A 23,624-nucleotide genomic window follows, 5' to 3' on the forward strand; every position below is an offset into this window, starting at 1 on the left:
CGGTGGGCATGATGCGGACGCGTCGCCCGTACGGCACGGGGCTGAGCGGTACGGGTCTGTGCGCTAGGCGGTGCGCGCCGAGCGGCGCCAGGGGTGGAGCAGGCTGGCCAGGACGGAACCGGTCTCCGGGAACGCGGCCGGGTCGTGGACGCCGACCACGTCGGGTTCGCGGCCCGGCCGCCAGGTGAAGCTGCCGAAGAGGCGGTCCCAGATCGCGAGGTCGACGCCGTAGTGCCCGGCCTCGGCCACGTCGGCGCTGTGGTGCAGCCGGTGCTGCTCGGGGCTGGCCAGGACATGCTGGAAAAGCCCGAGGCGGACATCGATGTTCGCGTGCACGAAATAGCCCTGGACAAGGGTGAAGAGAGCCACCGCGAAAAGGCAGTCGGGAGAGAATCCGGCCAGTCCGAGACTCAATTGCACGGCACCCTGCTTGAATCCGACGTCCAGCACGTGATTGACGCCGTTGTTGGCGACATTGACCTTCGCCGGCACATGGTGGATTCCGTGCACCCTCCAGAGCCAGCGATGGGAGTGCGCGAGACGGTGTGCCAGATATCCGGCCAGTGACGAGGTCAGCAGGGCCACGGGGATCTGGGTCCGGAGCGCGAGCCCCAGCCCCGGCCCGTGCACCGCGGCGACCACCGCTCCCACCACTGCCTGGGCGAGCACGGCCCCCACCATGGTGAACACGAAGTAGGCCGCGTACCAGCAGAGTTCCCGGCCGGTCGGATGCCAGTCGTCCCGATGGGGGATCACCCGCTCCAGGGCCGCGAGATAGAGGATGACACCGACGAGGAAGAACTGGACGGACTGTCCCCGGTCCCAGCCGTAGTGCAGGGTCGAGGCGAAGAGCCAGACTGCGGACAAGGCCAGAATCGGGTATGCGGCGTATCGGAGGACCTCGCGCGATAAATCGCCGATGGCCCATGATTTCGCCGACAGCGGCCCCATCCCGGGTCGATTTTCCATGCGGAGAATCTCCATCGAATCCGAATGAGGACCCGAAGACTAGCAGCGGCCGCGAGGGTCAGAGAATGGCCCGGCGACGCTTTTTGGCCAGCAGGAACCCGGAACTGCCGCGAGGTAATTGATGTGAAGAAGTGCTTTAAGCTCTTCGTTGCCGGAAAGCGGGAGTCGAGTGCGCCCACCCCCCGGCACCCGGCAGCAACGATTCGGCGGCCTGCTGAAGCGGCCGTCACCCCGCGCCCGCCACCGCCGCGGCACCCCGACCCGCGCACGCCGGACGGGGGAGCGCACGCCCGTCGCCTCCATGCGCCCTTCACCTGAACGAGGATCAGGGCAGGTGTCCAGAAAAGGGATATGCCCGAAATCACTGCCCTGGTCGGGCGGAGTGGGGAGGGGCGGCAGCGGTCGACCGGGGCAGTGGGGGAGTCGTCGGTGAGGCGTCGCGCGCCCAACCTGACCGACGAGGCCCCCCTAGGACACCAGGTCGTAGATGCTGTGCGCCATGAGCCACAGGCCGACCAGCAGGGAGAGCGTGACGATCAGCTGCTCCTGGTGTCGGCTCAGCCAGGTGCGCAGCGCGTCGAGGCGGGCGTTCGCGCTCGTGGGGGCCCAGACCACGTACATCTCCATGGCGATGAGGCTCAGCGTGGCCAGCAGGCAGTAGCCGGTCAGGGCGAGCCAGTCGGAGACGGTGGAGAGGTCCGCGTCGAGGGCGGCGGCGGCACCGGCCGCGACCAGCCCCCACGGCTGGAGCACCCAGGCGAGACCGGCCGCGGTGACGGCGGAGGCGTTGTCGATCCGGGCGGTCCAGCGGGGTGGCCCATGGGGGCGGGGCGGTCGGCGGTGACGGTGGGCGCCGTACAGCACGAGGGCGACACCGATCGCGAGTTTCACGGCGATCGCCGCGGTCGAGGGGGCGCTGTGGCGCGCCGGGGGCTGACCGTTCGTCAGGAGCATCACGAGCGTGATCACCACGACGAGATTGGCCAGCCAGGACAACAGGAACGCCATGCCCAGACGGACACCGCGCGCCGAGGAGAGCAGCAGGATGAAGGCGCTGTTGTGCAGGGGCCCGAACGTGATGGCCAAACCGATCACTACCAGGTCGAGGACCACCGGTTCCGTGACCTCCTGAGGCTCGGGACTCTTCGCCGCCCGTCCGGCGAACCACCCGGTCGTGGCGAGAAGGGATAGACGGCGAAAACGCCGCAAATCAGACTTTGCAGGCGAGGGCGCGGCCGGTCAAGCAGGCCACGCACAGTGCGCGGGGGTACCTCCGCATCCGGGTGCGGGGTCGGCGGTCCCGGCTGCCGACCGGCCGTGATCGGGCGCTAGCCTCGGCGGATGACTCCAGAGGGGCCTCCGAAGCTGATCACGCGCCGGCGCGACGGGCAGATCCATGCCTATGTGGTGGATCGCGAGGTGTTCGGTGAGCTGGAGCCCGCCGCGGTGTTCCGGCCGCGTCCCGGCGACGAGGTCGTGGACGCGGCGGTCTGGCCCGACCTGGGACGCGTCGTGTACACGACGCTGAACGGTGTCGTGTGTCTCGGGCGTGACGGTGTCCCGGTGTGGACATCGGATTTCGGGCCGCCTTCGGACCGGCAGTACGGTCACCGGCCCTCCTGTGCGGTGTCGCTGGACGGTCGCACCGTCTGGGTCTACCGGCCGGACGCGATGGCGGGGCGCGGGGATGCCGACGCGTGGATCGTGCACGACGCCGGGAGCGGGGCGGTCGTCGCCCGCCGGGAGTTGGGCACGGCGGGGCACGGTGCCGGCCACCATGTACACCCGGCCGACGGCAGCGTCTACCTCGACATCGGGGAGGGCCAGGACGGTGCGGTCGTCCTCCGGGGCGCGGCCATGGCCGGGGGCGGGGCCGAGTTCGTGACGTACCCGTGGTGGGACCGCTGCCTGATCGGCCTCGCGCCGGACGGGGAGCAGTTCATGACCGTCGATCACGGCCAGGGCGACGTCGCCTTCCACCGCCACCCCGACGGAGAGGTGCTCGTCACCCTTCCCGTCGAAGCCTTCGGCCACGACCCGGAGGCGTCCTTCGTCGAGTGGAGCGGCGGCTATCTGACCGCGGACCTGGCCGTCGTCACGCTGGCCGGTGAGGGAGAGGACGAGGAGGAGTGGTTCCGCCACCACCTCGTCGACGTGAGCACGGGCAAGCTCCGCGGTGAGATCCCCGCCGAGGGCACCGATCTGTACGCACTCGTGCCCCTGGGCGACGGCTCCTGGCTCACCGGCGGTCGGGACGGCGCCCCCGTCCGCCACTCGTCCGCTCCCGCGTCCTCCGGGCCGCCGTACGCGGAAGGCTGACGGGCGGCCGGGGGCATCCGCCGGTCAGTCCTTGTAGTCGGGGCAGTTCCGGTCGAGCATGCGCAGCAGGGCGGCCCAGGCGAGGTCGTAGGCGTCGACGTCCTCGAAGTCGCTGTCGGCCTCTCCGGCCAGCTGCCGCGCGGTGTACTCACAGACCTCCGCGGGCGGCACGACCAGCGGGGCTCCGGCGGCCTGGGCGGTCACCTGGATCTCACAGGCCTTCTCCAGGTAGTACATGCGCAGGAACGCACGGGAGGCGCTCTCGCCGACCGTCAGCAGACCGTGGTTGCGCAGGACGAGGGCGGGGTGGTCGCCGATGTCGGCGACGAGCCGGCGCTGCTCGTCGAGGTTGAGGGCGACGCCCTCGTAGTCGTGGTAGCCGACCCGGTCGTGGAACTCCATCGACATCTGGTTGAGCGGCAGCAGGCCGTCCTTCTGCGCGGCGACGGCGCAGCCCGCCTTGGTGTGCGTGTGCAGCACGCAGTGCGCGTCGGGCCGGGCCGCGTGGATGGCGCTGTGGATGACGAACCCGGCCGGGTTGACCGGGTACGGGGTGGGGTCGACGGGGCGGCCCTCCAGGTCGATCTTGACCAGGTTCGACGCGGTGATCTCCTCGAAGAGCAGCCCGTAGGGGTTGATGAGGAAGTGGTGGTCCGGGCCCGGCAGGCGCAGCGAGATGTGCGTGAAGATGAGGTCGGTCATGCGGAAGTGCGCGACGAGCCGGTAGACGGCGGCGAGTTCGCGCCGGAGGCGCAGCTCCCGCTCCTCGGGGGTCGGCTCGGCGGTCGTGCGCGTGGTCGAGGGCGCGGTCGGGCTCATGCGGGCGTTCCTTCGCTGGTGGGGTCGACGACGGGGGTCAGGGGGCGACCGGTGCGGTGCCAGGCGATGACGTTCGCCGCGGGCTCGCAGACGTAGGCGCGGCGCGAGGCGTCCGACAGGTAGGCGCTGTGCGGGGAGAGCCGGATGCGCGGGTGACGCCGCAGCGGGTCACCGACGGGTGGGGGTTCGACCGGGAGGACGTCGAGGGCGGCTCCGGCGAGCCGGCCGGTGTCGACGGCCTCCAGGAGTGCCTCGGGGTCGACGAGCTCGCCGCGCGCGACGTTGACGAGGAAGCCTCCGGGCGGCATGCGGTGGAGGAGCCGCGCGTCGACGAGTCCGTGCGTCGCGGGGGTCAGCGGGAGGTGGAGGGAGAGGACGTCGCTCGCCGCGGCGAGCGCGTCGAGCGTCTCGTACCGCTCGACGCCCGCGGGCCAGTGGGCGGGGTCCGCGTGCGGGTCGTGCGCGGCGACGCGGCCGAAGACGGGTGCGGCGAGACCGGCGAAGGTGCGGGCGATGCGGCCGAGGCCGACCAGGCCGAGGGTGAGCTCGCTCGCGCGGCGCGGCATCGGGAGGCCGTCCTCCTGGGTGACGAACTCGGCGCTCCATCCGCCGCCCCGGACCACGGCGTCGGCGCGGGGCAGGTGGCGGACGAGCGAGAGGGCGGCGGCCAGCGCGTGGACGGCGACGTCCTCGGTCGCGGCGTCCGGCAGGTGGGTGACCCAGAGCCCGCGCCGGCGGGCGGCCTCGGTGTCGACCATGTCGTGACCGGCGGACATCGTCGCGATGATGCGCAGCCGCGGCAGGCGGTCCAGGAGCGCCGCGTCGACGCGGGCGTATCCGACGATCAGGGCGACGGCGTCCGCCGCGGCGGACGCGAGGACGTCCGGGTCCCGGCTTCCGGCGACCCGGACCTCGAACCCGGCGTCGGCGAGGAGCCGCGCGCCGGGGCGCGGATCGAGGTCGTCGGTGTCGGTGAAAACGGCGACGGGCTGGAGCACCCGGCCCCCTCTCGTACGGGACAGGCGATTCGTTCGCCATGAATGGCATGAACTTACGATTCAACTGCACAGGCGTCTAGAAGGAGTCGTAGCGGAAGCGCGTGATGCATGTCACGATCGATCGGGGGCATCGACGCCTTGGTCGACAATGAAGCGGCCCCGGGTGTGGACCCGGGGCCGCCGAACCGAGGGGATCATCCGGTGGACCTTGACCACATCGATCTGGCCGTCGTCCGCGAGCTGCAGGGCGACGGGCGGCTCACGTACGAGACGCTGGCGCAGCGGGTCGGCCTGTCCCGTCCGGCCACCCGGGCCCGGGCGCAGCGCCTGCTCGACTCGGGCGCCGTCCGGGTCGTCGCCGTGGTCCACCCGGCCGTACGGGGGCTCACCGCCTCGGCGCACCTCTCCGTCGGCGTGACCGGTGCGGCCGAGGACGTGGCGCGCGAGATCGCGGCGATGCCGCAGGCGCCGTTCGTGACCGTCACCGCCGGCCGGCGGGCGATCATGGCCGAGCTGCGCACCGACGGCCTCGAGGAACTCGACCGGGCGATCGAGCGCGTCCGCGCGGTGCCGGGCGTCTCGGACGTGGACCCGCTGATCAGCATGCGCCACCTCAAGGACCCCTATCTGCTGGCCGCCGAGCCGACGGTCGCCGACCTCGACGCCACCGACCTGCAGATCCTGGACGCGCTGGAACGGGACGGCAGGCTGCCCTTCGCGGATCTGGCCGCCATCATCGGACTCTCCGCCGGCGCCACCCGCGCCCGCACGCTCCGGCTCCTGGACGGCGGGGTCGTCAAGGTGCTGGCCCTGGTCCGGCCCGAACTCCTCGGGCTCGGCTTCCTGTGCGGCTTCGCGGTCCGCCTCGACGGCGCGCGCGAACCGGTGGCCGAGGTGCTGACCGGCTGGGAGCAGGTGTCGTTCCTGTCCGCCTGCGTGGGCAGGGCCGAGCTCGTCGGCACCGTCACCGCCGACTCGATGGGGTCGATCCGCGCCACGCTCGACGCCATGCGCGGCCTCGACGGCGTGCGGGGCGTGGAGAGCTGGATCCATCTGGAACTGATCAAGGAGCGCTACGACCTCGGTAGCTCGGCCCACTGAGGGGCGTACGGCTGATCCGTAAGTCAATCGACCTGTCGGCTTCCGAAAAATGATTTCACTGAGCCTCTAGCCATTCGCGCGTTCGTTGCCTATGTTCCTCACGAACGAATCAGCCGTTCTCGCGACCCTTGGCCGAAAGTAGGCTCTCCTCATGCACCACCCGCTCCCCGCCCCCCGTACCGACCGCACCCTCCTGGTGACCGGAGCCGCCGTCGCCGCCGCGGGGACGTCGGTACGGGCCGAGGCGCTCGCCGTCCGCGGCGACCGCATCGTCCACGTCGGCACCGCCGAGGACGCCCGCGCCGCCCTCGGCGGCCGGGCCGACGAGACGCTCGCACTGGACGGCGGCCTCGTCCACCCCGGCTTCGTCGACGCCCACTGCCATCCGGTCATGTACGGCCAGGCACTGGCCTGGGTCGACTGCCGCCCCGAGCGGGTCCCCGACATCGACACCCTCGTCACCGTCCTGACCGAGGCCGCCCGCGACCTTCCCGCCGGAGTGCCGGTGCGCGGCTTCGGCTACGAGCACCGCCGCCTCGCCGAGCGCCGCCACCCCACCTGTCACGACCTCGACCGGATCGCCGACGACCGCGAGGTGTACGTCATGAACGCCTCCGGCCACGGCGGCGTCGTCAACTCGCACACCCTGCGGACCTGCGGCATCACCGCCGGCACCCGGGACCCGGAGGGCGGCTCCATCGGCCGCTTCGCCTCCGGCGAGCCCGACGGACAACTCTGGGACGCCGCCTGCGACCTGCTCACCGGACCCGGTGGCGTGAAGATCGGCAACCACGGCCCGAACTTCCACCTCTCCGAGCCCGACGCGATCATGGCCGACCACCTCCTGCGCGCCCAGGAGACCTTCCTCGCCGCCGGTGTGACGACGGTCGGCGACGCCCAGGCCTCCCGGCGGGAGATGGAGACCTACCTGCGGGCGCGGGCCGACGGCTCCCTGCGCATGCGCGTCTCCGCGTACCTGACCTCCGCGCTCCTCGACACCGCCCTCGAACTCGGCGCGGTGCGCGGCTTCGGCGACGACCTCTTCAGGATCCAGGGCGTCAAGTTCTACGCCGACGGCACGCTCGGCGGCTGGACCGCCTACTTCCCCGAGGGGTACGCCGCGGACTGCTGCCACCACGGGCAGCTGTACCACTCGGCGGAGGAGTACGCGGAGATCGTCGCCAAGGCACACCGCGCCGGACTCCAGACCGCCACCCACGCGCAGTCCCCGTTCGCGATCGGCATGGTCCTCGACGCGATCGAGAAGGCGCAGGCCGACGTACCGCGCGCCGACATACGCCACCGCATCGAGCACTGCGGCCTGCCGACGGACGAACAGATCACCCGCATGGGCGGCCTGGGCGTCGTCCCGGTCATGCAGCCCCAGCACCACCTGCGGACCGGCGACGGCACCCTGACCGCGATCGGAGACCTCGGCCACCGGTACAACCCGGCCGGCCCCTGCCTCCCCGCCGGCGTCCCGGTCGTCTTCAGCTCCGACGCCCCGGTCGCCCCGCCCGCCCCGCTGGAGGCGGTCTCCGCGGCCGCCACCCGCCGCACGGTCCTCGGCACGGTCCTCGGCGACCCGTCGCTGCGCCTGCCCGTCGCCGACGGCCTGCACGCACACACCGCCGCCGCGGCCTCGGCCCTCCACCGCGAGCACGCGGTCGGCGCGCTCGCGCCCGGCATGCTCGCCGACTTCGTCGTCCTGGACGCCGATCCGCTCACCACCGCGCCGGAGGCGCTCACCTCCATCGGCGTCCGCGAGACCTGGATCGGCGGCACGCGCGCCTGGTCCGCTCCCGGCCGCTGAGACCCGGCGCTGTAGCCCTGCCGCTGAAGACGGCGCCGTATCCCTGCCGCTGAAGACGGCGCCGTATCCCGGCCGCTGAAGACGGTGCCGCATCCCGGCCGCTGAGGCCCGGCCTCGTATCCCGGCCACTGAAGACGGCGCCGCATCCCGGTCACATACACCCGGCGCCGTACGTCGGTCGCTGACCCCGGCGCCGTAACCCCGGCCGCTGCCACCCGGCCCCGTACCCCCCTCGGCCACGGCCCCCGATCGTGGCCCGCCGCCGCACCCCCGTCCCCGCTCCCCGCTCCTGCCGGAGGCACCCTTGTCCCAGCCTCGCACCGCCACCCCACAGAGCCCGATGAGAGCCGCGCTCGCCGCGCTCGTCGGCACCTCCATCGAGTGGTACGACTTCTACGCCTTCGCCACCGCCGCGGCGATCGTCTTCGACGACGTCTTTTTCCCGGCCGACATGCCGCCCTTCCTGCGGACGCTCTCCGCCTTCGGCACCTTCGCCGTCGGCTTCCTGCTGCGGCCCCTCGGCGGCATCGTCTTCGGGCACATAGGCGACCGCGTCGGCCGCAAGAAGACCCTCGTCATCACCCTGATGATGATGGGCGTCGCCTCCGTCGCCATCGGCCTCCTCCCCACGTATGCGCAGGTCGGCATCCTCGCGCCGATCCTGCTGATCGTGCTCCGGCTCGTCCAGGGCGTCGCGATCGGCGGCGAGTGGGGCGGCGCCGTCCTCGTCGCCGTCGAGAACGCCCCGAAGGGCAAGGCCACCTTCTTCGGCTCGTTCGCCCAACTCGGCTCGTCCGTCGGCGCGCTGCTCTCCACCGGCGCCTTCTCCCTGATGAACCTGTGGGGGAGCGACGCCTTCCTCAGCTGGGGCTGGCGCGTGCCGTTCCTCGCGTCCGCGATCCTCGTGATCATCGGTCTCGTCATCCGGCTCCGGCTGGAGGAGGCCCCGCTGATGGACGACATCAAGGCCGAGCACACCGACCAGGACAAGCTGCCGGTCGTCGAGGTCCTCCAGTCCGCCTGGCGCACCGTCCTGACGGGCGTCTTCGCCCTCGCCACCGCGACCGGCGGCTACTACGTGGTCACCAGCTTCCTCCTCTCGTACGGCACCGGAGAACTGAAGCTGTCCGAGTCGATGCTGCTCAACGGCCTGACCCTGGCGGCGTTCCTGGAGCTGCTCGTCACCCCCGGTCTCTCCTGGCTGGGCGACCGCGTCGGCGCGCACAAGGTGGTCGTCGCCGGCCTCGTGGGCGTCATCGTGCTGTCCGTCCCGCAGTTCCTCGCGATGCAGACCGGCAGCGTCGTCCTCATCTACGCGGCGATGCTCGGCATGCGCCTCGTGATGTCCGCCCTGTACGGACCGATCGCGGCGATCCTCGCCGAGGGCTTCGCCCCCCGCGTCCGCTACACCGGGATCTCGCTCTCCTACCAGGTCTGCAACATGATCTTCGGCGGCTTCGCCCCGCTCGCCGCGGTCTCGCTGTCGGCCCTGGCGGGCGGACACTACTGGCCCCCCGCGGCGATGCTCGTGGTGATCTCCGCGATCGGCATCTGGTGCACCCTGCGCCTGCGCCGCCTGGCCGTCCCGCACCCGTCCGCCCCGCTCGCGGACTCCGCCGCCGTCCCCGCCCCGGCCAGGACCACCGCCTGACCCACCGCACCCGGCCACCGGCGCCGCCGTCCCCTCCCGGGGGCGGCGGCGCCGCGCGTCACCCGGGACGGCCGCGCCCCGGGTCCCCGGTGGTGCCTTCCGGAGGAGAACCCCTGGCCGGAGGGCGTTTGTGTGATCGATTCGGGGTGAGACGGGCAGCGACCTCGGTGCACGGGAAGCACCCGTCGGCGTCGTAGCGCATGCACCGGGGGAGAGGCTTGGGGACGAGGGAGGGGGACCGGATGGCATCGGTCGATCACAGGGGTGGCAGCGCGGTGCGCCGAGAGGGACCGGGGAGGTCCCTGCGCGACGTGGTGCTTCTGGTGGGACTGGCGGGCGCGGTGGTCGGCGGCGTGGCCCTGATGTTCAAGGCGGCGCACGCGACCGGATCGGACCTGCCGACGGTCCTGGTCGTCCTCGTGCTGCTGCTGGGCCTAGGGGTGCTGCTGACCCGATGGGGCAGGACGGCCTCGGGCCGCGCGGTCTGGGCCCGACGGGCGGTGGCGGAGCCGTACGCCTGGAACGCGGCCACGGAACAGCTGCCGCAGGACGGCGCGTACGTGGAGAGGACCGTTCTCGACGACGTCACCGTGCCCCTCGATCCGGTCCCGGTGGCGGCCGGGTCCGCCGTCCCGCCCGCCGTGGACTCCGGTGCGCTCGACCACCTCGGCGTCGACCCGGACGGCTTCGAGCACACGATCGCCGCGCTGTGCGCCAGGGACGGCTGCTCCCCCGTGGAGGTGGTCGGCGGCGCCGGTGACCTCGGCGCGGACGTGATCGCGACGACGCCCGACGGGACGCGGGTGGTCGTGCAGTGCAAGCAGTACGGGGAGGACCACCGGGTCGGCTCGCCCGACCTCCAGCGGTTCGGCGGCACCTGTTACACCGTGCACGAGGCCGACGTGGCCGTCCTCGTCACCACCAGCACCTTCACCGATCCGGCGCTGGAGTACGCGGCCCAGTGCGGGATCGTCTGCGTCGACGGTACGGAGCTCGCGGCCTGGACCGCGTCGACGGCGCCCGCCCCCTGGGAGCAGCTACAGCCCCTCGCCGAGCTGGCCGAGGAGGGCTGAGGCGGGGGCACCCGTACGGCATCCGACGGACCAGCACCGGCGGCGGATCCGGCCGGAGCGCGGCGCCCCGGCGCCCCTCCGGCCGTCGAGGTCAGAGGTTCCCCGCCAGCCGCCACAGCGGCGCCGCCCGTCGCGGCGGAGAGCCGGCCGCCAGGGAGCGGTGCAGGGTCTCCGCCTCGGACGCGGTGAGGTCGAGCTCCTCGGTGATCCTGCGGGTCGTCACGTAGCCGAGGCCCTCCGCGCGCAGGGCCCGCTCGAAGGCGAGGTACCGCTCCAGGACGTCCCCGGCATCCGCGGCCGGGCGGGGGCCGGGAGGCGCCGGCAGGGCGGCCGCGCGCCGACGTTCCCGATCGATCTCGGAGAAGCCGCACACGGTGTGCGACACCTCCTCGGCGGCCTCCAGAGCGGGACAGCCGGCGAGGGCCCGCGCGAGCGGGCTGAGCCGGAGCGCCTCGTCGCCGGTGAGCCGGTGCACCTGGTGCGAGGCGTCGTCCAGGAGGACGGGGGCGGGCGCGTCACGGGTGCCGCACACGCCCCGTACGCCCCGGGCGGCGGCGACGAGCATCGCCCCGGCCTCGGAGGGATGCCAGTCGAAGACGGGCAGGACGCCCTCGGTGTCCTCGGACGCGAGGGCGAACGCCGGATCACCCAGCCGGGGCTTCAGGACGGCCCGCGGCACCTCGTTGTCCAAGCCCGGCCCGGCGACGTACACGTCGGTCGGGAGGCCCGACGCGGCGCAGGCGGCGAGGGCCAGCGCGTCGCCCAGGGGGCTGCGCAGCGTCGGCTCGTCCCCGCGCGCGACGATGTCGCCGCCCACGTCCACGAGGTCGATCCGGTCGGCGTCGCACCAGCGTGCCGCCGCCTGGATCTGACGGGTCAGGCCGACGACTCCCTCGTACGGATCGAGCATGCCCAGCGCGGGCCTCAGCCCGCCGGCCAGCCGGGGGAGCAGTGACCCGGCCGGTGCTCTCGGCGTGGTCCGGGGCGTCACGAGCGCCACATGGGGTGCGGGCCGGTCGAGGCCGGTGAAGTCGGCCGTGCCGCGCGGTCCGGGCACGGGGTCGACGACGAGCCGTTCCCACGCGTACGTCAGGACCAGGGCCGGAGTGTGCGCGCCGTGCAGAGCGGCGTGCACCATGGCCGCCGTGATGGCGTCGCCGCCACCTCCGGCGGCGATGAGAAGTCGCTTCATGGCGGACACCCAACCCCAGGAGGTCGCGGTCCGTCAGGCGTTTCGCACCGCCGGATCGTCAGAGACCCGCGTCGGGGCGGGCATTTAGGGAGGAAGCGCATTCGCCGCGAAAAGTGCGGATGAACCTCTAGTCCGTGAATCCGATCTTTTGTGGATCACACTACAGATATCCCCCTCCCGGTCATCCTAAGGTGCCGAACTGACCACGCCTGTGACGATTCCTCAGAAAGCGAGGCGCATCGCCCATGAGCAAGCCCGTCATGCTTCCGTCCCCCTCCCTTCCCGTCACGATCCCCACGGAGTCCGAGACCCCCTATCAGCAGTACGTCTACGCCTACCCGCACCAGAAGGCCTACCGCCTCCTCGACGACGGGCCGCTCCTGAGCGACCTGTGGGCCGGCGAACGGCTCGACGCCCTCTCGCTCTACGTCCACGTCCCCTTCTGCGAGATGAGGTGCGGGTTCTGCAACCTCTTCACCCGCACCGGCGCCCCCGAGGAGGTCACCTCCGCCTTCCTGGGCACCCTCGAACGCCAGGCCCGGGTCACCCGGGAGGCCCTCGACGCCCAGGGCGAGTCCTTACGCTTCCCCCTTGCCGCCTTCGGCGGCGGCACCCCGACGTACCTCACGGCCGAAGAGCTCACCCGGCTCTGCGACATCTGCGAGCACATCATGGGCGCCGACCTCCAGGCGGCGTCCTGGTCGGTCGAGACCTCGCCCGACACGGCCACCGCCGACCGGCTCGCCGTCCTCGCGGAACGCGGCGCGACCCGCCTGAGCATCGGCGTGCAGAGCTTCCTCGACGACGAGGTCCGGGCCGCCGTCCGGCCGCAGAAACGCCATGACGTCGAGGCCGCCCTCGGCCGCCTGCGCGACGCCCGCTTCCCCATCCTGAACATCGACCTCATCTACGGCATCGACGGCCAGACCGAACGCACCTTCCAGCTCTCGCTCGACGCCGCCCTGGCCTGGGAGCCCGAGGAGATCTACCTCTACCCCCTCTACGTCCGCCCCCTCACCGGGCTCAGCTCCCGGCACGTGACCGGCCCCGACGAGTGGGACGACCAGCGACTGCGCCTCTACCGCTTCGGCCGGGACCACCTCCTGTCCGCCGGATACGAGCAGACGTCCATGCGGGTCTTCCGGCGCATCGGCACCGCCGCCACCGAGGACGAGGAGGGCAGCAGCATCAGCGAGTACAACCAGCAGGCCGGCATGGTCGGCCTCGGCGTCGGCGCCCGCTCCTTCACCACCGGCCTCCACTACACCACCGACTACGCCGTCGCGGTCCCCGAGGTGCGCCGCATCATCGACGACTACATCGCGACCCCGAGCGAACGCTTCCGGCGCGCCCAGTGGGCCTTCGCCATGAGCGACGACGAACGACGCCGGATGTACGTCCTCCAGCACCTCCTCGAATCCTCCGGACTCGACCTCGCCCACTACGAGAGCCACTTCGGCACCCGCTTCGAGACCGACTTCGCCGTCCAGCTCGACACCCTCCTGGCGCGGAACTGGGTCCGGACCGCGGGCACGGTGCTGCTGCTGACCCCGGAGGGCATGGCCCGCGCCGACGCCATCGGCCCGAGGTTCTTCTCCGACCACGTGCGGGCCAACATGAGCAGCTACCAGGACCGGTAACGCGCCCGGCCCGCTCACGGCACGGCCGGCTCGGGCCGCTCCTCCCGGGCCGGCCGTGACCGCGCCGGCAGCGAGACGGCCACCAGACCGACCAGCAGGAGAACACCCCCCAGGACGGCGAGCGGTCCCGGCCGCTCGCCGAGGAAGGCCACTCCCAACACGGTGGCCACCAGGGGCTCGGTCAGGCTCAGCGTCCCCACCGTGGCGGCGCTGAGCCGGCCCACGCCCCGCGTGAACAGCAGATAGCCCAGGGCCGTCGTCCCCAGCGCCAGCCACAGCACGAGGGCCGTGCCTCGCCCGGTGAACAGCCCCTCCGGAGCGAGCAGGAGCGACGGGGAGACCAGCAGACCGGCGCCCAGCACGCTCACCGGAGCGGCCGCGTCCAGATCGCCGCCGCGCGCGCCCAGCTCCCTGGTCGCCGCGATGTAGACGCCGAACGCGGCACCCGCGGCCACCCCGAACACGGAACCCAGGACGTCCGCGCGCCCCTCGCTCCCGGGCAGCAGCAACAGCCCGATCCCGACCACCGCGCACAGGGTCGCCCCCACCCACCGCCTCGACAACCGCTCCCCGGACAGGGCAAGCCCGCACAGCCCGCTCACGACGGGCACCGTCCCGAACGTCGTCGCCGTCGACAGGGCCGCCCCCGACCGCTCGACCGCCTGCAGGAAGCACACCTGGAACGCGGCCGTCACCAGCACGCACAGCACGACCCACCGCCGCACCCCCTGCCGCAGCAGCGTGCGCAGCCCGTCCGGCCGCACCATGGCCACCGTCAGGACCAGGCCGCCCAGGAGCATCCGGGCCGCGCCCAACGACACCGGGTGCGCGCCACTGTCCGCCCAGATCTGAGCCGGCCCCACGGTGCCCCACAGCACCGCCGCCACCAGCACCGCCACCACACCGCTCACGCCGACCCTCCCAAGCCTCGGACGGCGCGAACGTACCGGCCCCGGTGATCCCCCGGCCCTTGGCGAAACCCATGAGATCGGCGCCACGCCACCGGCGGATACGGCGACTTCGCACCGTACCGGGGGGTTCTCCCCCCGGACGGCCGTCGCGGATCCCGCCCCCGAGGTTCCCGAACACGGGTGGGTGAGCCGCCGATCACGGGGTACGCGGGCCGTGACAGCGAGACACGCACCCGGCGATCGGCCGCCACCCGTGACGGAACGGGACCGCGAACGAAGCGGTGCCGCACGGACGGCGTGAGCGGACGTCGTCGCGGTCCGTGACGTGGACGTACGAGGAAGGGTGAGGAGCCGATGAGCGCGGTCGGACGGGATCCGGACCACACCGAGGCATCCGTGGGCGACCTGGTCTCACGGGCGTCGGCGCAGATCGCGGAACTGGTCCGTGAGGAGATGCGGCTGGCCCGGGCGGAGATGAGCCAGAAGGGCAGACGGTACGGCGTCGGCGGCGGTCTGTTCGGCGGAGCGGGTCTGCTCGGCCTCCTGGCCGCGCAGGCTCTGGTCGTCGCTCTGATCGGCGCCTTCGCGCTCGTTCTCCCCCTGTGGGCCGCCGGCCTGGTCTCCGCCGTACTGCTGGCGGCGGTCGCGGCACTGACGGCCGCCGTGGGGAAGCGGCAGATCGCCAAGGCCGGCGCTCCGATACCCGAGCAGGCCATCGACGGCGTCAAGGCCGACGTGGCCGAGATCAAGGAGGCAGCACACCGATGAACACCCCCTCCCACGACGGAAAGAATGCCGCGCCCACGCCCGAGGCCCTGCGCGAGCAGGTCGAGCGCACCCGTGACGAGCTCGGCACCACGGTGGAGGCGCTGGCGGCCAAGGCGGACGTCAAGGCCCAGGCCAAGGTGAAGGCGGCGGAGATCAAGGAACATGCCGTCGTCGTCACGGACCGGATCCGGGAGAAGACGTCCCAGGCCGCCCGGTCGGTCAAGGACAGGACGCCGGATCCGGTGCTGGACAAGGCGTCCCACGCCGCGGCACAGGTCCACGACACCGCGACGCGCGTCGGACGCCTCGCCTCGGAGAAGACGCCGGACCCGGTGCGCGAGAAGGCCTGGGCCGCCGCGAACCTGGCCCAGGGCAAGCGGACGCCGCTGATCGCGGCCGGCGCCGCGCTCGTGGCCGTCCTGCTCGTACGCCGCAGCCGGAGGCGACGATGAACGCGACCAAGCTCGCCTACAGGCCGTTCGGCCTGGTCCTCGGCGCCGCGAGCGGCATGGCGGCCGGCCTCGCCTTCAAGCAGGCCTGGAAGGTGATGGGCCACGAGGGCGCGGCGCCCTCGCCCACCGACGAGGACGGAACGTGGCGCGAGATCCTGATCTCGGCCGCATTGCAGGGGGCGATCTTCGCGGTCGTCAAGGCGGCCGTCGACCGCGCGGGCGCCGGCGGAGTCCGTCGCCTGACCGGGACGTGGCCCGGCTGACAGCCCGCGGCGGCGCCGGGCCTTCCCCGAGGTCCGGCGCCGCCGCACGTCCGCGGACGGCAGCGGGAACCGGCCCGCGCGGGCGTGCGGGACCGAGACGGAGGCCTCAGTCGCGGACGTAGCGGACGCTCTGCATCATGCCGAGGTCCTCGTGCTGGAGTTGGTGGCAGTGCGCGATGGTGTCGCCGGTGAAGTCCTCGTACCTGACCAGGAACGTGACGGAGTCTCCGGGGCTGCCGCCCGACAGGCCGATGGTGTCGTGCCAGACCGGAGGGTCGAGGCGCCGCCCGTTGCGGTGGGTCAACAGGACCTGGTTCGTGTGCAGGTGGAACGGATGGCTGTGCGCCGGCAGCGTCTCGTCGGTGCGGACGGTCCACCGCTCGACGGTGCCGAGCCGCAGGGTGTGGTTCACGTGGTCGGGATCGAACAGGCCGTAGGCGGGGTCCCGGGTCAGATCGCCGTGAGGGTCCGCCGCCGGGGTCGCCTGGGTGCCCAGGATCCGGAAGGCGTTCGGAAACGCCCCGGAGAACACGCCCGGGTCGGTGTGGAAGACCACCTCGCGGTCCGCACCGGGCCCGGCGGTGTCCCGCTCGTCGAGGAACGGCCTGCCCGGCGGCAGGGAGACCGGGAGGTCCATCGCAGGCCGCACCGGGTCTCCCGCGACCTCGACCGTCATCAGCGGGCCCGCCATGCCCTCGGACCGCAGCTCGTACCGCCCGGGTGCGCCACCCCGGACCAGGACATCGGCGCGGTTGCCCATGGCCAGCTCCAACCGCTCCACGGTGACCGGCGCCGGAAGCGTCACGCCGTCCTGCGCGATCTGGTGGAGCGGCAGATGGCCGTCGTCGCCGCCGACCCGGAGCCGCAGCGCCGTGAACGCGGTCGCGGCGACCAGCCGCCACCGCTGCACCTCGCCGGGCCTCAGCCGGAGAAGGGGATTGACCGCGCCGTTGACGGTGAAGACGGACGGGACGCCGGTCACCCAGGCGCCCGAGGTGAACGCGGGGATCCTGCCGTCCTTGACCTTGAGCTCGTTGACGCACACGACGAGATCGGCGGCCGCCCTGATCTCGGGGACCAGGTCGACGTCGCCCTCGACGACGATCACCCCGGCCATGCCTCCCACGATCTGCTCGGCGATGGATCCGTGCAGGTGCGGGTGGTACCAGTACGTCCCGGCGGGATGATCGGCCGGGACGTGGACGGTCGAGGTGTACCGGGGCTCCGCGGCACCGGCGGCGGTCTCCTCCGCGGTGCGCGGTGCGAACTCGCGCAGCACGTTGTCGGCGTGCCCGGACGGGCAGACGTGCATGCATCCCGTGCGTGTGCAGATTGAAGCTGTGGGGACGGTGCGGTGTGTGGTGGCCGCCGCTGTGGGGCGGATGGGGCGGCAGACCGTTGACGTGCGTGAGACGCAGGATCTGACCCGCGCGCACACGGAGGGTCGGCCCCGGGATCGTCCCGTTGTAGGTGCGGGTGACGACGCGGCCGTACCCCGGGACGAGCACGTCCGTGTACCGGACGTCCAGCGTCTCGACGAGCGCCGCCACGGAACCGGGCCCCGGTCGCGCGGCCGACACGGCCGGCTGCGGGAAGGTCACCGGCACCTCCGTGGCGGGCCGGCGGGGTGCCGGTCCGGCGGACGCGAACGCGAGACCCGCGCCGGGGAAGGCCTTCAGCACGGCTCGGCGGCGGATTCCCTCACCTGACTCCATGGACGTGCACGGTAGGAGGCCGCCCACGCGTCGCCGTGACGGCCACACCGCGCGCGGGCCGTACGCCACACGACCGGACCTGCGGGAACGCGTGGCGGCGCCGGTCCGCCCCGGGCGCCGGTGACCATCGGTCCGCCGCGGAGGGACCGGCGTTCACTGGCGCTCGTCCATCCGGATGGCGCGCCTCAGCTCGTCGGCCGCCTCTTGGCCCGTGCCCTCGTACTGCTCCAGCAGCGCCGCCGCGATCGCGTCCAGCTTGCGCTGGACGGCGTGCGAGTCGCGCAGCTCGGCGTTCTTCAGCAGGGCGAGCAGCAGCAGGTTGACCGACGTCATCAGATCGCCGGCGAAGATCAGCCAGGACAGCGGCGGATGCAGGAAGTGCAGAACGATCGTGCCGACGACCAGCAGCACGCACAGGACGTAGAACAACGGTGAGCTGGTGATGTTCGACGCCCGGTCCGAGAAGGCCGCGAACCGGTCGCGTCCGTCGCCGCCCCGCTTCGCGGGATGATCCGTCGTCACGCGCGCCGTCCGGACGTCATCGCACGGGACGTCGACCGGTGCGACGGAACCGCGCGGCCGCCAGCGCCATCGCGGCGACGAACACCACCACGCCGATGACCAGCAGGTAGAAGAGCCCGTGGGCGACCGCGCCGACGATGCCGAGGACGATCGCCGCGATCACGAGCAGCAGAACCCAGACCATCAGAGCCTCTCCCCGCCGGTCAGCGCCGGGCCAGACGTCGCTCGCCGCCGACGCCGGGCTGGTGCTCCAGCTTGTAGTGCGCGAAGACCTCCGGTTCCAACTCGGCCGCCAGCACGCCGTCGGTCTCGATCGCCGGAGCGTCCTTCACCGTGGACTTGTCGTACGGGACCCTCAGGTACCCGGGACCGACGGTCGCCTCGCCGATGGGCACGAAGACCAGCCGGTGTCTGGTGGGGAGACCGACGGTGACCGTCACGAAAGAGGGCTCGTCGGTCGCCGTGTCCACGTACACGGACTCGAGCGTGCCGATCTTCTTCCCGTCGGCGTCCACGACGTCGTGCTCGCGCCATTCCCGAATGTCGGCGATCTGGATCATCCATCGGCCTCCGTTCTGCGACGTGACTCCATCATGTGGCCGGAGCTGACATTCCGCCCGCAGACGGTGCCGGGGGAGGAGCCGACACCGAACAGGGAAGTGCCCGGGCCGCCCGTCACCACTCGGGGTGCACGTCGTGGCTGTCGCAGCGGGACCCCCTCTCCGTGACCCAGGGCCGGAACCGACCCGGCCCGGAGTCCTCGTGGGCGTAGGTCACCGGCTCCCCGGTCTCGTCGGTGACGATGACGGCTCCGCTCTTCTGCGCACAGCGCAGCGCGTGGGTCCAGTGCCGGCCGCGATGGCCGGTGCGGTAGTCGGGGGGTTTGCATGAGGTCATCGCTTCTCACCACCGTGAGGTCGCGCGGGCCCGCCACACGGACGGGTCAGCAGCCCGACAGATGCCGAACATGCGTGAATACCCCATTTATGCAATTTTGAACGTCTGAAGCTCATCCACTGTCGGGCCGATCCGATCCGGTCCCTCACGACCCGACGCGCACCGGGAGGAAAAGATGCCGTCGTCCGTCACCGTCCTCCTGTACAGCAGCGACGCCGGCACTCGGGCCCAGGTCCGCACGGCCGTCGGCCGCCGCCCCGCGACCGACATCCCACCGGTCTCGTTCATCGAGTGCGCGACCCTCCCCGCCGTCCTGCTGACGCTGGAGGCCAGCCGGATCGACGCCTGCGTCCTGGACGGAGAAGCCACGCCGGCAGGCGGCATGGGAGTCTGCCGGCAGATCAAGAACGAGGTCTTCCGATGCCCGCCCGTCCTGCTCCTCATGGGACGGCCGCAGGACACCTGGCTGGCCACCTGGAGCCTGGCGGACGCCGTCGTCACCCTCCCCCCGGACCCGGTGGAGATCGCGGCGTCCCTCGCCGCGCTCCTCCGCGCGTGAACCGGGTCAGGCCGGGCGCGGTGCGGCCACCGTGCCACCCCCGTCGCTCTGGCGCCTCGCCGTGTCCAGGAGCCGGGCCCAGGACCGCACGGTCGGGCGACGCCTCAGCAACCCCCGGCGCTCCCGCTCCGTCATGCCTCCCCACACCCCGTGCTCCACACGATGGTCCAGCGCGTACGCCAGACACGCGGCCTGCACGGGACAGCCCGTACACAGGGCCTTCGCGCGGTTCTGAGCCGCGCCCTCGACGAAAAGATCGTCCGCTCGCGCCGTCCGGCACAGCCCCGACGACATCCAGATGGTGTCCACGCGTCCCCCGGCATTCGTCCGCCCGCTCGGCGATGTTCGACTGGGGAGGCACGCTACGGAGGCACGTGCCGCAGGTCTACAGCTCGCCCCACCGTTCGCCCTATCGGGTGATCCGGGAGGGCAGCCCACGGCCGATCACCCGCCGGATCCAGCCGTCGAGGCGGCGACAACGGGGAGCCCCCACCAGGTGAGCGAACGCCGAGGAGCCCCGGCCGCGACCGGCCGGGGCTCCTCGCAGGCCCGCACCCACCACTGGTGCGAACCGGTGTTCCACCCTGCCGGGGCCCGGCGGAAGGGGATGTCCGCGGCCCGGCGAGTGAGCGGGTCCCATCCGCTCAGCGTCCGCATGCCCTCGATGCCGGAGCCCATGCACCCCGATCCGTTCCGAAAAGAAATCAGGCGCCACCCGAAAAAGTCAGGTGTGAGGTGCGGTGCCCCGGGCATGCGGGTGGTTGACGCCGCCGTCCTCGGACACTCCCCCCGAGCCGTGGACGGCGACGACGGTCGGTGCGTGCGCCACCCGCGGTTCTCCCCTTCCCGCGGGTGGCGCCGCCCCACCCCCTCGTGCGAGCGGCCCGTGCCCACCGGAAGGCGATCCAGCCTTCCGACGTGCATCCGCCCCACGGTCTCCCGGCGAAGCACCAGGTGCGCCAACGCAAGGGAGCCCCGCCCGTGAACCCGTCCGACCTCGCGATCTCCGCACAAGGCGTCGTGCGCCGGTACGGCGACCTCGTGGCGGTCGACGACGTCGACGTCGCCGTGCGCGCCGGCGAGATCTACGGATTCCTCGGCCCGAACGGCGCCGGCAAGTCGACGCTCACCCGCGTGCTCTGCACCCTGATCAACCCCTCGGCCGGCCACGCCACCGTCGCCGGCTTCGACGTCACCACCCAGGCCGAACAGGTGCGGCTGCGCGTCGGGGTCGCGCTCCAGGAGGCGGCGCTGGACGACCGGCAGACCGGTCTCGAAATGCTCCACCTCCAGGGCCGCTTCTACGGCCTGTCGCGCGCGGCCACCAGGGCCCGGGTCGCCGAACTGATGGACCTGGTCGACATCGGGGACGCCCTGCGGCGCAGGGTCGGCACCTACTCGGGCGGCATGAAACGCCGGCTCGACCTGGCCCTCGCCCTCGTCCACGACCCCGAGGTCCTGTTCCTGGACGAGCCCACCACCGGACTCGACCCGGTGAGCCGGTCGCGCGTCTGGCAGGAGGTACGGCGGCTCAACACCGAGCTCGGCATGACGGTCTTCCTCACCACCCAGTACCTCGAAGAGGCCGACGCGCTCGCCCACCGGGTCGGCATCATCAACCGGGGCCGACTGGTCGCCGAGGGAACCCCACCGGAACTCAAGCGCGACATCGGCACCGACGTGGTGATCGTGACGTTCACCGGCTCCGTCGCCGAGGCCAGGAGCGTGCTGGACCGGCTCGACGTGGTCCGACGCGTCGACCCCCAGGGCCAGACCCTCACCGTGAGCGTCACCGACGGCCCGTCCGCGATCAGCCCGGTCGCCGTCGCCCTGGCGGGCGCACCCGGCATCGTCGTACAGGAGATCTCCCTGCGCCGGCCGACCCTGGACGACGTCTTCCTCTCCGTCACCGGCGAACGCATCACCACCCCCGGGACCGCCGCCACCTCACCCGAACCCACCCGACCGCGCGGGAGCACCGATGACCACGGCTAGCCACGCCCGGGCACGCGTCGCACCGCACCGAGCCGGGTTCTTCCGGGACCTCACGTCCGTGGCCATCCGGGCGCTGCGCTCCATTCCCCGCGACCTGGAAACCGTCATTCCCGCCCTGATCGTCCCCGTCTTCTTCTTCGTCGTGAACGTCGGAGCCCTCGAACCGGTCGCCGAGAAGACCGGCATCACCGATTTCCGCGCCTTCCAGCTCCCCGTGGCCATCGTCTTCGCCGTCACCGGGATCTCACGGGCCAGCGGACTCGTCACGGACATCAGCAGCGGCTACTTCGACCGGCTGCTGCTCACTCCCATGCGACGCCCCGCCCTGCTGCTCGGCCTCATGGTCGCCGACCTCGCCCTCGTCATGGCCCTGTGCGTCCCGGTCCTGATCCTGGGACTCGCCGTCGGCGTCCGCTTCAGCTCCGGTCTGCCGGGCGCGATCGTCTTCGTGGTGATCGCCGGACTGTGGGGGCTGGCCTTCACCGGCTTCCCGTACGCCATCGCCCTGCGTACCGGCAGCCCCGGTGCGGTCAATTCGTCCTTCCTGCTGTTCTTCCCGTTCGCCTTCCTCACCACGTCGTTCCTGCCCGAGCAGGCACTCAGCGGATGGCTCGCCACCATCGCCGAGTACAACCCCGTCACCTACCTCCTGGCCGCCCTGCGCTCCCTCCTGAGTCCCGGATGGGTCTGGCACGACCTCTGGCCAGGGCTCCTGGCGATCCTGGGCGTGGGCGCCTTCAGCTTCTTCCTCGCCTTCACGGCCCTGCGCGGGCGCGTCTCCCGGGGCTGAGCGGGGAGGGGGAGGGGCGGGGTGACGCCGCCCATGGCCCTGAGGCGATGGGCGGCGCCACCCGTCGGTTCACGACCGAGCGAGGGCTCAATCACGGACCTGGACGTACTGGACCGCATCGCCCCTTCGAACATCACCCAGGCGGTCATGTCCGCCTGGCCCGGGGGATCTGTGACCGGGCCCCCTCTGATCTGAGGAATGGAAGTTCGAGGCCACCACGTGGCACGCGGCCGGGTAGGACATGCGCAATCTCACCGCCGAGGTCCACACGTTCGTCGCGCACGTCACGGAGCGTTGAGGTGAAGCGTCAGCAGAGCGTGGGCCGACGCCGGGCCTGTGACCGGGAGGCTCTGGCCACGATCGTCTTCGTGGCCACGTCGGGTTGCAGGCAGTTCCCGCCGGTGTCGGACCGTGCTGGCCCTCGGTCTACCACCGCTTTGCCCCCATTTCACAGCCCCAATGGGTGGCTGGAAAGCCAGTCGGTATGCCGATCGCGCGCCTGATCGCGTTCCCCTGGCGTAGCAAGGAAGACATCGGCGCCGCCGTCGTAGGGGTGGTAGACGCGCCGCATCTGGGTGTCGGTGATGAGGACTCCCGCCACCTTGTCTTCAGCGACGTCACGGAGCAGCTCATCGAGGCAGCCATATCGCCAGGGCCGGCGGGCGGCGAAAAGATGGCAGTAGGTGCGGAACTCCGGGTCTGGATCGTCCGTCATCAGCAGGGTCTGCCAATAGCCGACGTCTGACTGGGGTGGCGAAACCTCGGCTTCGTTCGTCCAAACCGGGGCGATCACGTAGATATCCCCGCCGGCGAACAACTCATGGAGGACGGTGTTGTACCGCTCCAGAACGACTGCGTATTCGCTCTCGTCCTCTGCGTAGCGCTTCGACTCCGGCATGCTGTGGAAGCGCACCCAAAGATCCCGGTACGGGTCACGGAGTCTGTACCCGACCGGAGGGCAGTGGGGCCAGCGCTGCTGCCACAGCTCGGTCAAAGCCGTTTGTCCGCCGACAGACACATGTCGCTCCCGTCCTCTCACCGTTGGCCCCCGTCGACGACCATGATGCCCGGCACCCATTCACCGACAGAAACCACGTCAAGGGCTGCCCCACAAGCGCGGCCGTGTCTCGGCCTGAAACCGGATCGATGGGGCCAGGACCCCACCCGACGGAAGAGG

At 72.0% G+C, this 23,624-nt stretch carries 25 protein-coding genes; 12 read left to right on the forward strand and 13 right to left on the reverse strand.

All coding sequences use genetic code 11. The features are described from left to right. Window positions 1-63: 63 nt before the first annotated feature. Together ACFYXU_RS22190 and ACFYXU_RS22195 are read right to left on the reverse strand one after the other, a co-directional pair. Window positions 64-969 (reverse strand): sterol desaturase family protein, encoded by a 906-nt coding sequence (locus tag ACFYXU_RS22190; protein ID WP_389459388.1) that lies wholly within the window; start codon window positions 967-969, stop codon window positions 64-66. Between the two features lie 468 nt (window positions 970-1,437). Next, window positions 1,438-2,082, reverse strand: a complete 645-nt coding sequence (locus tag ACFYXU_RS22195) for a GAP family protein (protein WP_389459390.1) — start codon at window positions 2,080-2,082, stop codon at window positions 1,438-1,440. Window positions 2,083-2,310: 228 nt separating this feature from the next. Between ACFYXU_RS22195 and ACFYXU_RS22200 the strand changes: the two genes are divergently transcribed. Next, entirely contained in the window at window positions 2,311-3,288 is a 978-nt protein-coding gene (locus ACFYXU_RS22200; RefSeq protein ID WP_389459393.1) for a hypothetical protein, read from the forward strand. 24 nt (window positions 3,289-3,312) lie between these two features. Here ACFYXU_RS22200 and ACFYXU_RS22205 read toward each other — a convergent pair whose 3' ends face one another. After that, complete coding sequence (locus ACFYXU_RS22205) at window positions 3,313-4,107, reverse strand: class II aldolase/adducin family protein (RefSeq protein ID WP_389459396.1); 795 nt, start codon at window positions 4,105-4,107, stop codon at window positions 3,313-3,315. Next, the gene (locus tag ACFYXU_RS22210) at window positions 4,104-5,105 is read right to left on the reverse strand and encodes a C-terminal binding protein (protein ID WP_389459398.1); all 1,002 of its coding nucleotides are present in this window, start codon (window positions 5,103-5,105) and stop codon (window positions 4,104-4,106) included. The genes ACFYXU_RS22205 and ACFYXU_RS22210 overlap by 4 nt, the downstream gene beginning before the upstream one ends. A 201-nt stretch (window positions 5,106-5,306) precedes the next feature. On the opposite strand from ACFYXU_RS22210, the gene ACFYXU_RS22215 reads away from it, so the two are divergent. The 4 genes from ACFYXU_RS22215 (at window position 5,307) to ACFYXU_RS22230 (ending at window position 10,743) form a co-directional block, all read left to right on the forward strand. Next, entirely contained in the window at window positions 5,307-6,206 is a 900-nt protein-coding gene (locus ACFYXU_RS22215) for an Lrp/AsnC family transcriptional regulator (protein ID WP_376513382.1), read from the forward strand. 151 nt (window positions 6,207-6,357) lie between these two features. Beyond that, window positions 6,358-8,019 carry an amidohydrolase gene (locus tag ACFYXU_RS22220; RefSeq protein WP_389459401.1) on the forward strand — a complete coding sequence of 554 codons (1,662 nt, stop codon included), beginning with the start codon at window positions 6,358-6,360 and terminating at the stop codon, window positions 8,017-8,019. A 304-nt stretch (window positions 8,020-8,323) separates the two neighbouring features. After that, a complete protein-coding gene (locus ACFYXU_RS22225) occupies window positions 8,324-9,670 on the forward strand; it encodes an MFS transporter (RefSeq protein ID WP_389459404.1) in 1,347 nt (448 codons plus the stop codon). Window positions 9,671-9,972: 302 nt separating this feature from the next. Continuing rightward, window positions 9,973-10,743, forward strand: a complete 771-nt coding sequence (locus tag ACFYXU_RS22230) for a restriction endonuclease (protein WP_389459674.1) — start codon at window positions 9,973-9,975, stop codon at window positions 10,741-10,743. A 91-nt stretch (window positions 10,744-10,834) separates the two neighbouring features. Here the strand turns inward: ACFYXU_RS22230 and ACFYXU_RS22235 are convergent, their stop codons facing one another. Next, window positions 10,835-11,935 carry a DUF1152 domain-containing protein gene (locus ACFYXU_RS22235; RefSeq protein ID WP_389459407.1) on the reverse strand — a complete coding sequence of 367 codons (1,101 nt, stop codon included), beginning with the start codon at window positions 11,933-11,935 and terminating at the stop codon, window positions 10,835-10,837. 245 nt (window positions 11,936-12,180) lie between these two features. Between ACFYXU_RS22235 and ACFYXU_RS22240 the strand changes: the two genes are divergently transcribed. Beyond that, entirely contained in the window at window positions 12,181-13,575 is a 1,395-nt protein-coding gene (locus ACFYXU_RS22240) for an STM4012 family radical SAM protein (RefSeq protein WP_361404072.1), read from the forward strand. Window positions 13,576-13,589: 14 nt separating this feature from the next. Here the strand turns inward: ACFYXU_RS22240 and ACFYXU_RS22245 are convergent, their stop codons facing one another. Further along, the gene (locus ACFYXU_RS22245; protein WP_361404075.1) at window positions 13,590-14,486 is read right to left on the reverse strand and encodes a DMT family transporter; all 897 of its coding nucleotides are present in this window, start codon (window positions 14,484-14,486) and stop codon (window positions 13,590-13,592) included. Window positions 14,487-14,840: 354 nt separating this feature from the next. Here ACFYXU_RS22245 and ACFYXU_RS22250 point away from each other — a divergent pair, with 354 nt between their 5' ends. Genes ACFYXU_RS22250 through ACFYXU_RS22260 form a run of 3 tightly spaced genes read left to right on the forward strand, consistent with a single transcriptional unit; the run spans window position 14,841 to window position 15,969 of the window. Further along, window positions 14,841-15,254: a phage holin family protein gene (locus tag ACFYXU_RS22250; protein WP_389406911.1), complete on the forward strand. Its 414-nt coding sequence runs from the start codon at window positions 14,841-14,843 to the stop codon at window positions 15,252-15,254. Continuing rightward, window positions 15,251-15,706, forward strand: coding sequence for a DUF3618 domain-containing protein (locus ACFYXU_RS22255; RefSeq protein ID WP_389459410.1), 456 nt, complete (start codon window positions 15,251-15,253; stop codon window positions 15,704-15,706). Before ACFYXU_RS22250 ends, ACFYXU_RS22255 begins: the two co-directional genes overlap by 4 nt. Continuing rightward, window positions 15,703-15,969, forward strand: a complete 267-nt coding sequence (locus ACFYXU_RS22260; protein ID WP_376638606.1) for a DUF4235 domain-containing protein — start codon at window positions 15,703-15,705, stop codon at window positions 15,967-15,969. Before ACFYXU_RS22255 ends, ACFYXU_RS22260 begins: the two co-directional genes overlap by 4 nt. Window positions 15,970-16,075: 106 nt before the next feature. Here the strand turns inward: ACFYXU_RS22260 and ACFYXU_RS22265 are convergent, their stop codons facing one another. The 5 genes from ACFYXU_RS22265 to ACFYXU_RS22285 form a co-directional block, all read right to left on the reverse strand. After that, entirely contained in the window at window positions 16,076-17,281 is a 1,206-nt protein-coding gene (locus ACFYXU_RS22265) for a multicopper oxidase family protein (protein ID WP_389459413.1), read from the reverse strand. 556 nt (window positions 17,282-17,837) lie between these two features. Next, the gene (locus tag ACFYXU_RS22270; RefSeq protein WP_389459415.1) at window positions 17,838-18,206 is read right to left on the reverse strand and encodes a hypothetical protein; all 369 of its coding nucleotides are present in this window, start codon (window positions 18,204-18,206) and stop codon (window positions 17,838-17,840) included. 16 nt (window positions 18,207-18,222) lie between these two features. Then, the gene (locus tag ACFYXU_RS22275) at window positions 18,223-18,390 is read right to left on the reverse strand and encodes a hypothetical protein (RefSeq protein WP_384571687.1); all 168 of its coding nucleotides are present in this window, start codon (window positions 18,388-18,390) and stop codon (window positions 18,223-18,225) included. 19 nt (window positions 18,391-18,409) lie between these two features. Then, window positions 18,410-18,766, reverse strand: a complete 357-nt coding sequence (locus ACFYXU_RS22280; RefSeq protein ID WP_376511950.1) for a PRC-barrel domain-containing protein — start codon at window positions 18,764-18,766, stop codon at window positions 18,410-18,412. A 115-nt stretch (window positions 18,767-18,881) separates the two neighbouring features. After that, complete coding sequence (locus tag ACFYXU_RS22285) at window positions 18,882-19,103, reverse strand: hypothetical protein (protein ID WP_376511948.1); 222 nt, start codon at window positions 19,101-19,103, stop codon at window positions 18,882-18,884. A gap of 175 nt (window positions 19,104-19,278) precedes the next feature. On the opposite strand from ACFYXU_RS22285, the gene ACFYXU_RS22290 reads away from it, so the two are divergent. Continuing rightward, window positions 19,279-19,662 (forward strand): hypothetical protein, encoded by a 384-nt coding sequence (locus ACFYXU_RS22290; protein ID WP_376511946.1) that lies wholly within the window; start codon window positions 19,279-19,281, stop codon window positions 19,660-19,662. Window positions 19,663-19,668: 6 nt separating this feature from the next. Here the strand turns inward: ACFYXU_RS22290 and ACFYXU_RS22295 are convergent, their stop codons facing one another. Continuing rightward, the gene (locus tag ACFYXU_RS22295) at window positions 19,669-19,956 is read right to left on the reverse strand and encodes a WhiB family transcriptional regulator (RefSeq protein ID WP_376511962.1); all 288 of its coding nucleotides are present in this window, start codon (window positions 19,954-19,956) and stop codon (window positions 19,669-19,671) included. Between the two features lie 687 nt (window positions 19,957-20,643). On the opposite strand from ACFYXU_RS22295, the gene ACFYXU_RS22300 reads away from it, so the two are divergent. Then, window positions 20,644-21,657: an ATP-binding cassette domain-containing protein gene (locus ACFYXU_RS22300; protein WP_389459417.1), complete on the forward strand. Its 1,014-nt coding sequence runs from the start codon at window positions 20,644-20,646 to the stop codon at window positions 21,655-21,657. Next, window positions 21,644-22,447, forward strand: coding sequence for an ABC transporter permease (locus tag ACFYXU_RS22305; RefSeq protein WP_376511942.1), 804 nt, complete (start codon window positions 21,644-21,646; stop codon window positions 22,445-22,447). The genes ACFYXU_RS22300 and ACFYXU_RS22305 overlap by 14 nt, the downstream gene beginning before the upstream one ends. 448 nt (window positions 22,448-22,895) lie before the next feature. On the opposite strand, the gene ACFYXU_RS22310 is transcribed toward ACFYXU_RS22305, so the two are convergent. Then, the gene (locus ACFYXU_RS22310; RefSeq protein ID WP_389459420.1) at window positions 22,896-23,360 is read right to left on the reverse strand and encodes a hypothetical protein; all 465 of its coding nucleotides are present in this window, start codon (window positions 23,358-23,360) and stop codon (window positions 22,896-22,898) included. Between the last annotated feature and the right edge of the window lie 264 nt (window positions 23,361-23,624).

Origin of the sequence: Streptomyces sp. NPDC002232 (assembly GCF_042890295.1) — a bacterium.
In the GTDB taxonomy this organism is placed as follows: Bacteria; Actinomycetota; Actinomycetes; order Streptomycetales; family Streptomycetaceae; genus Streptomyces.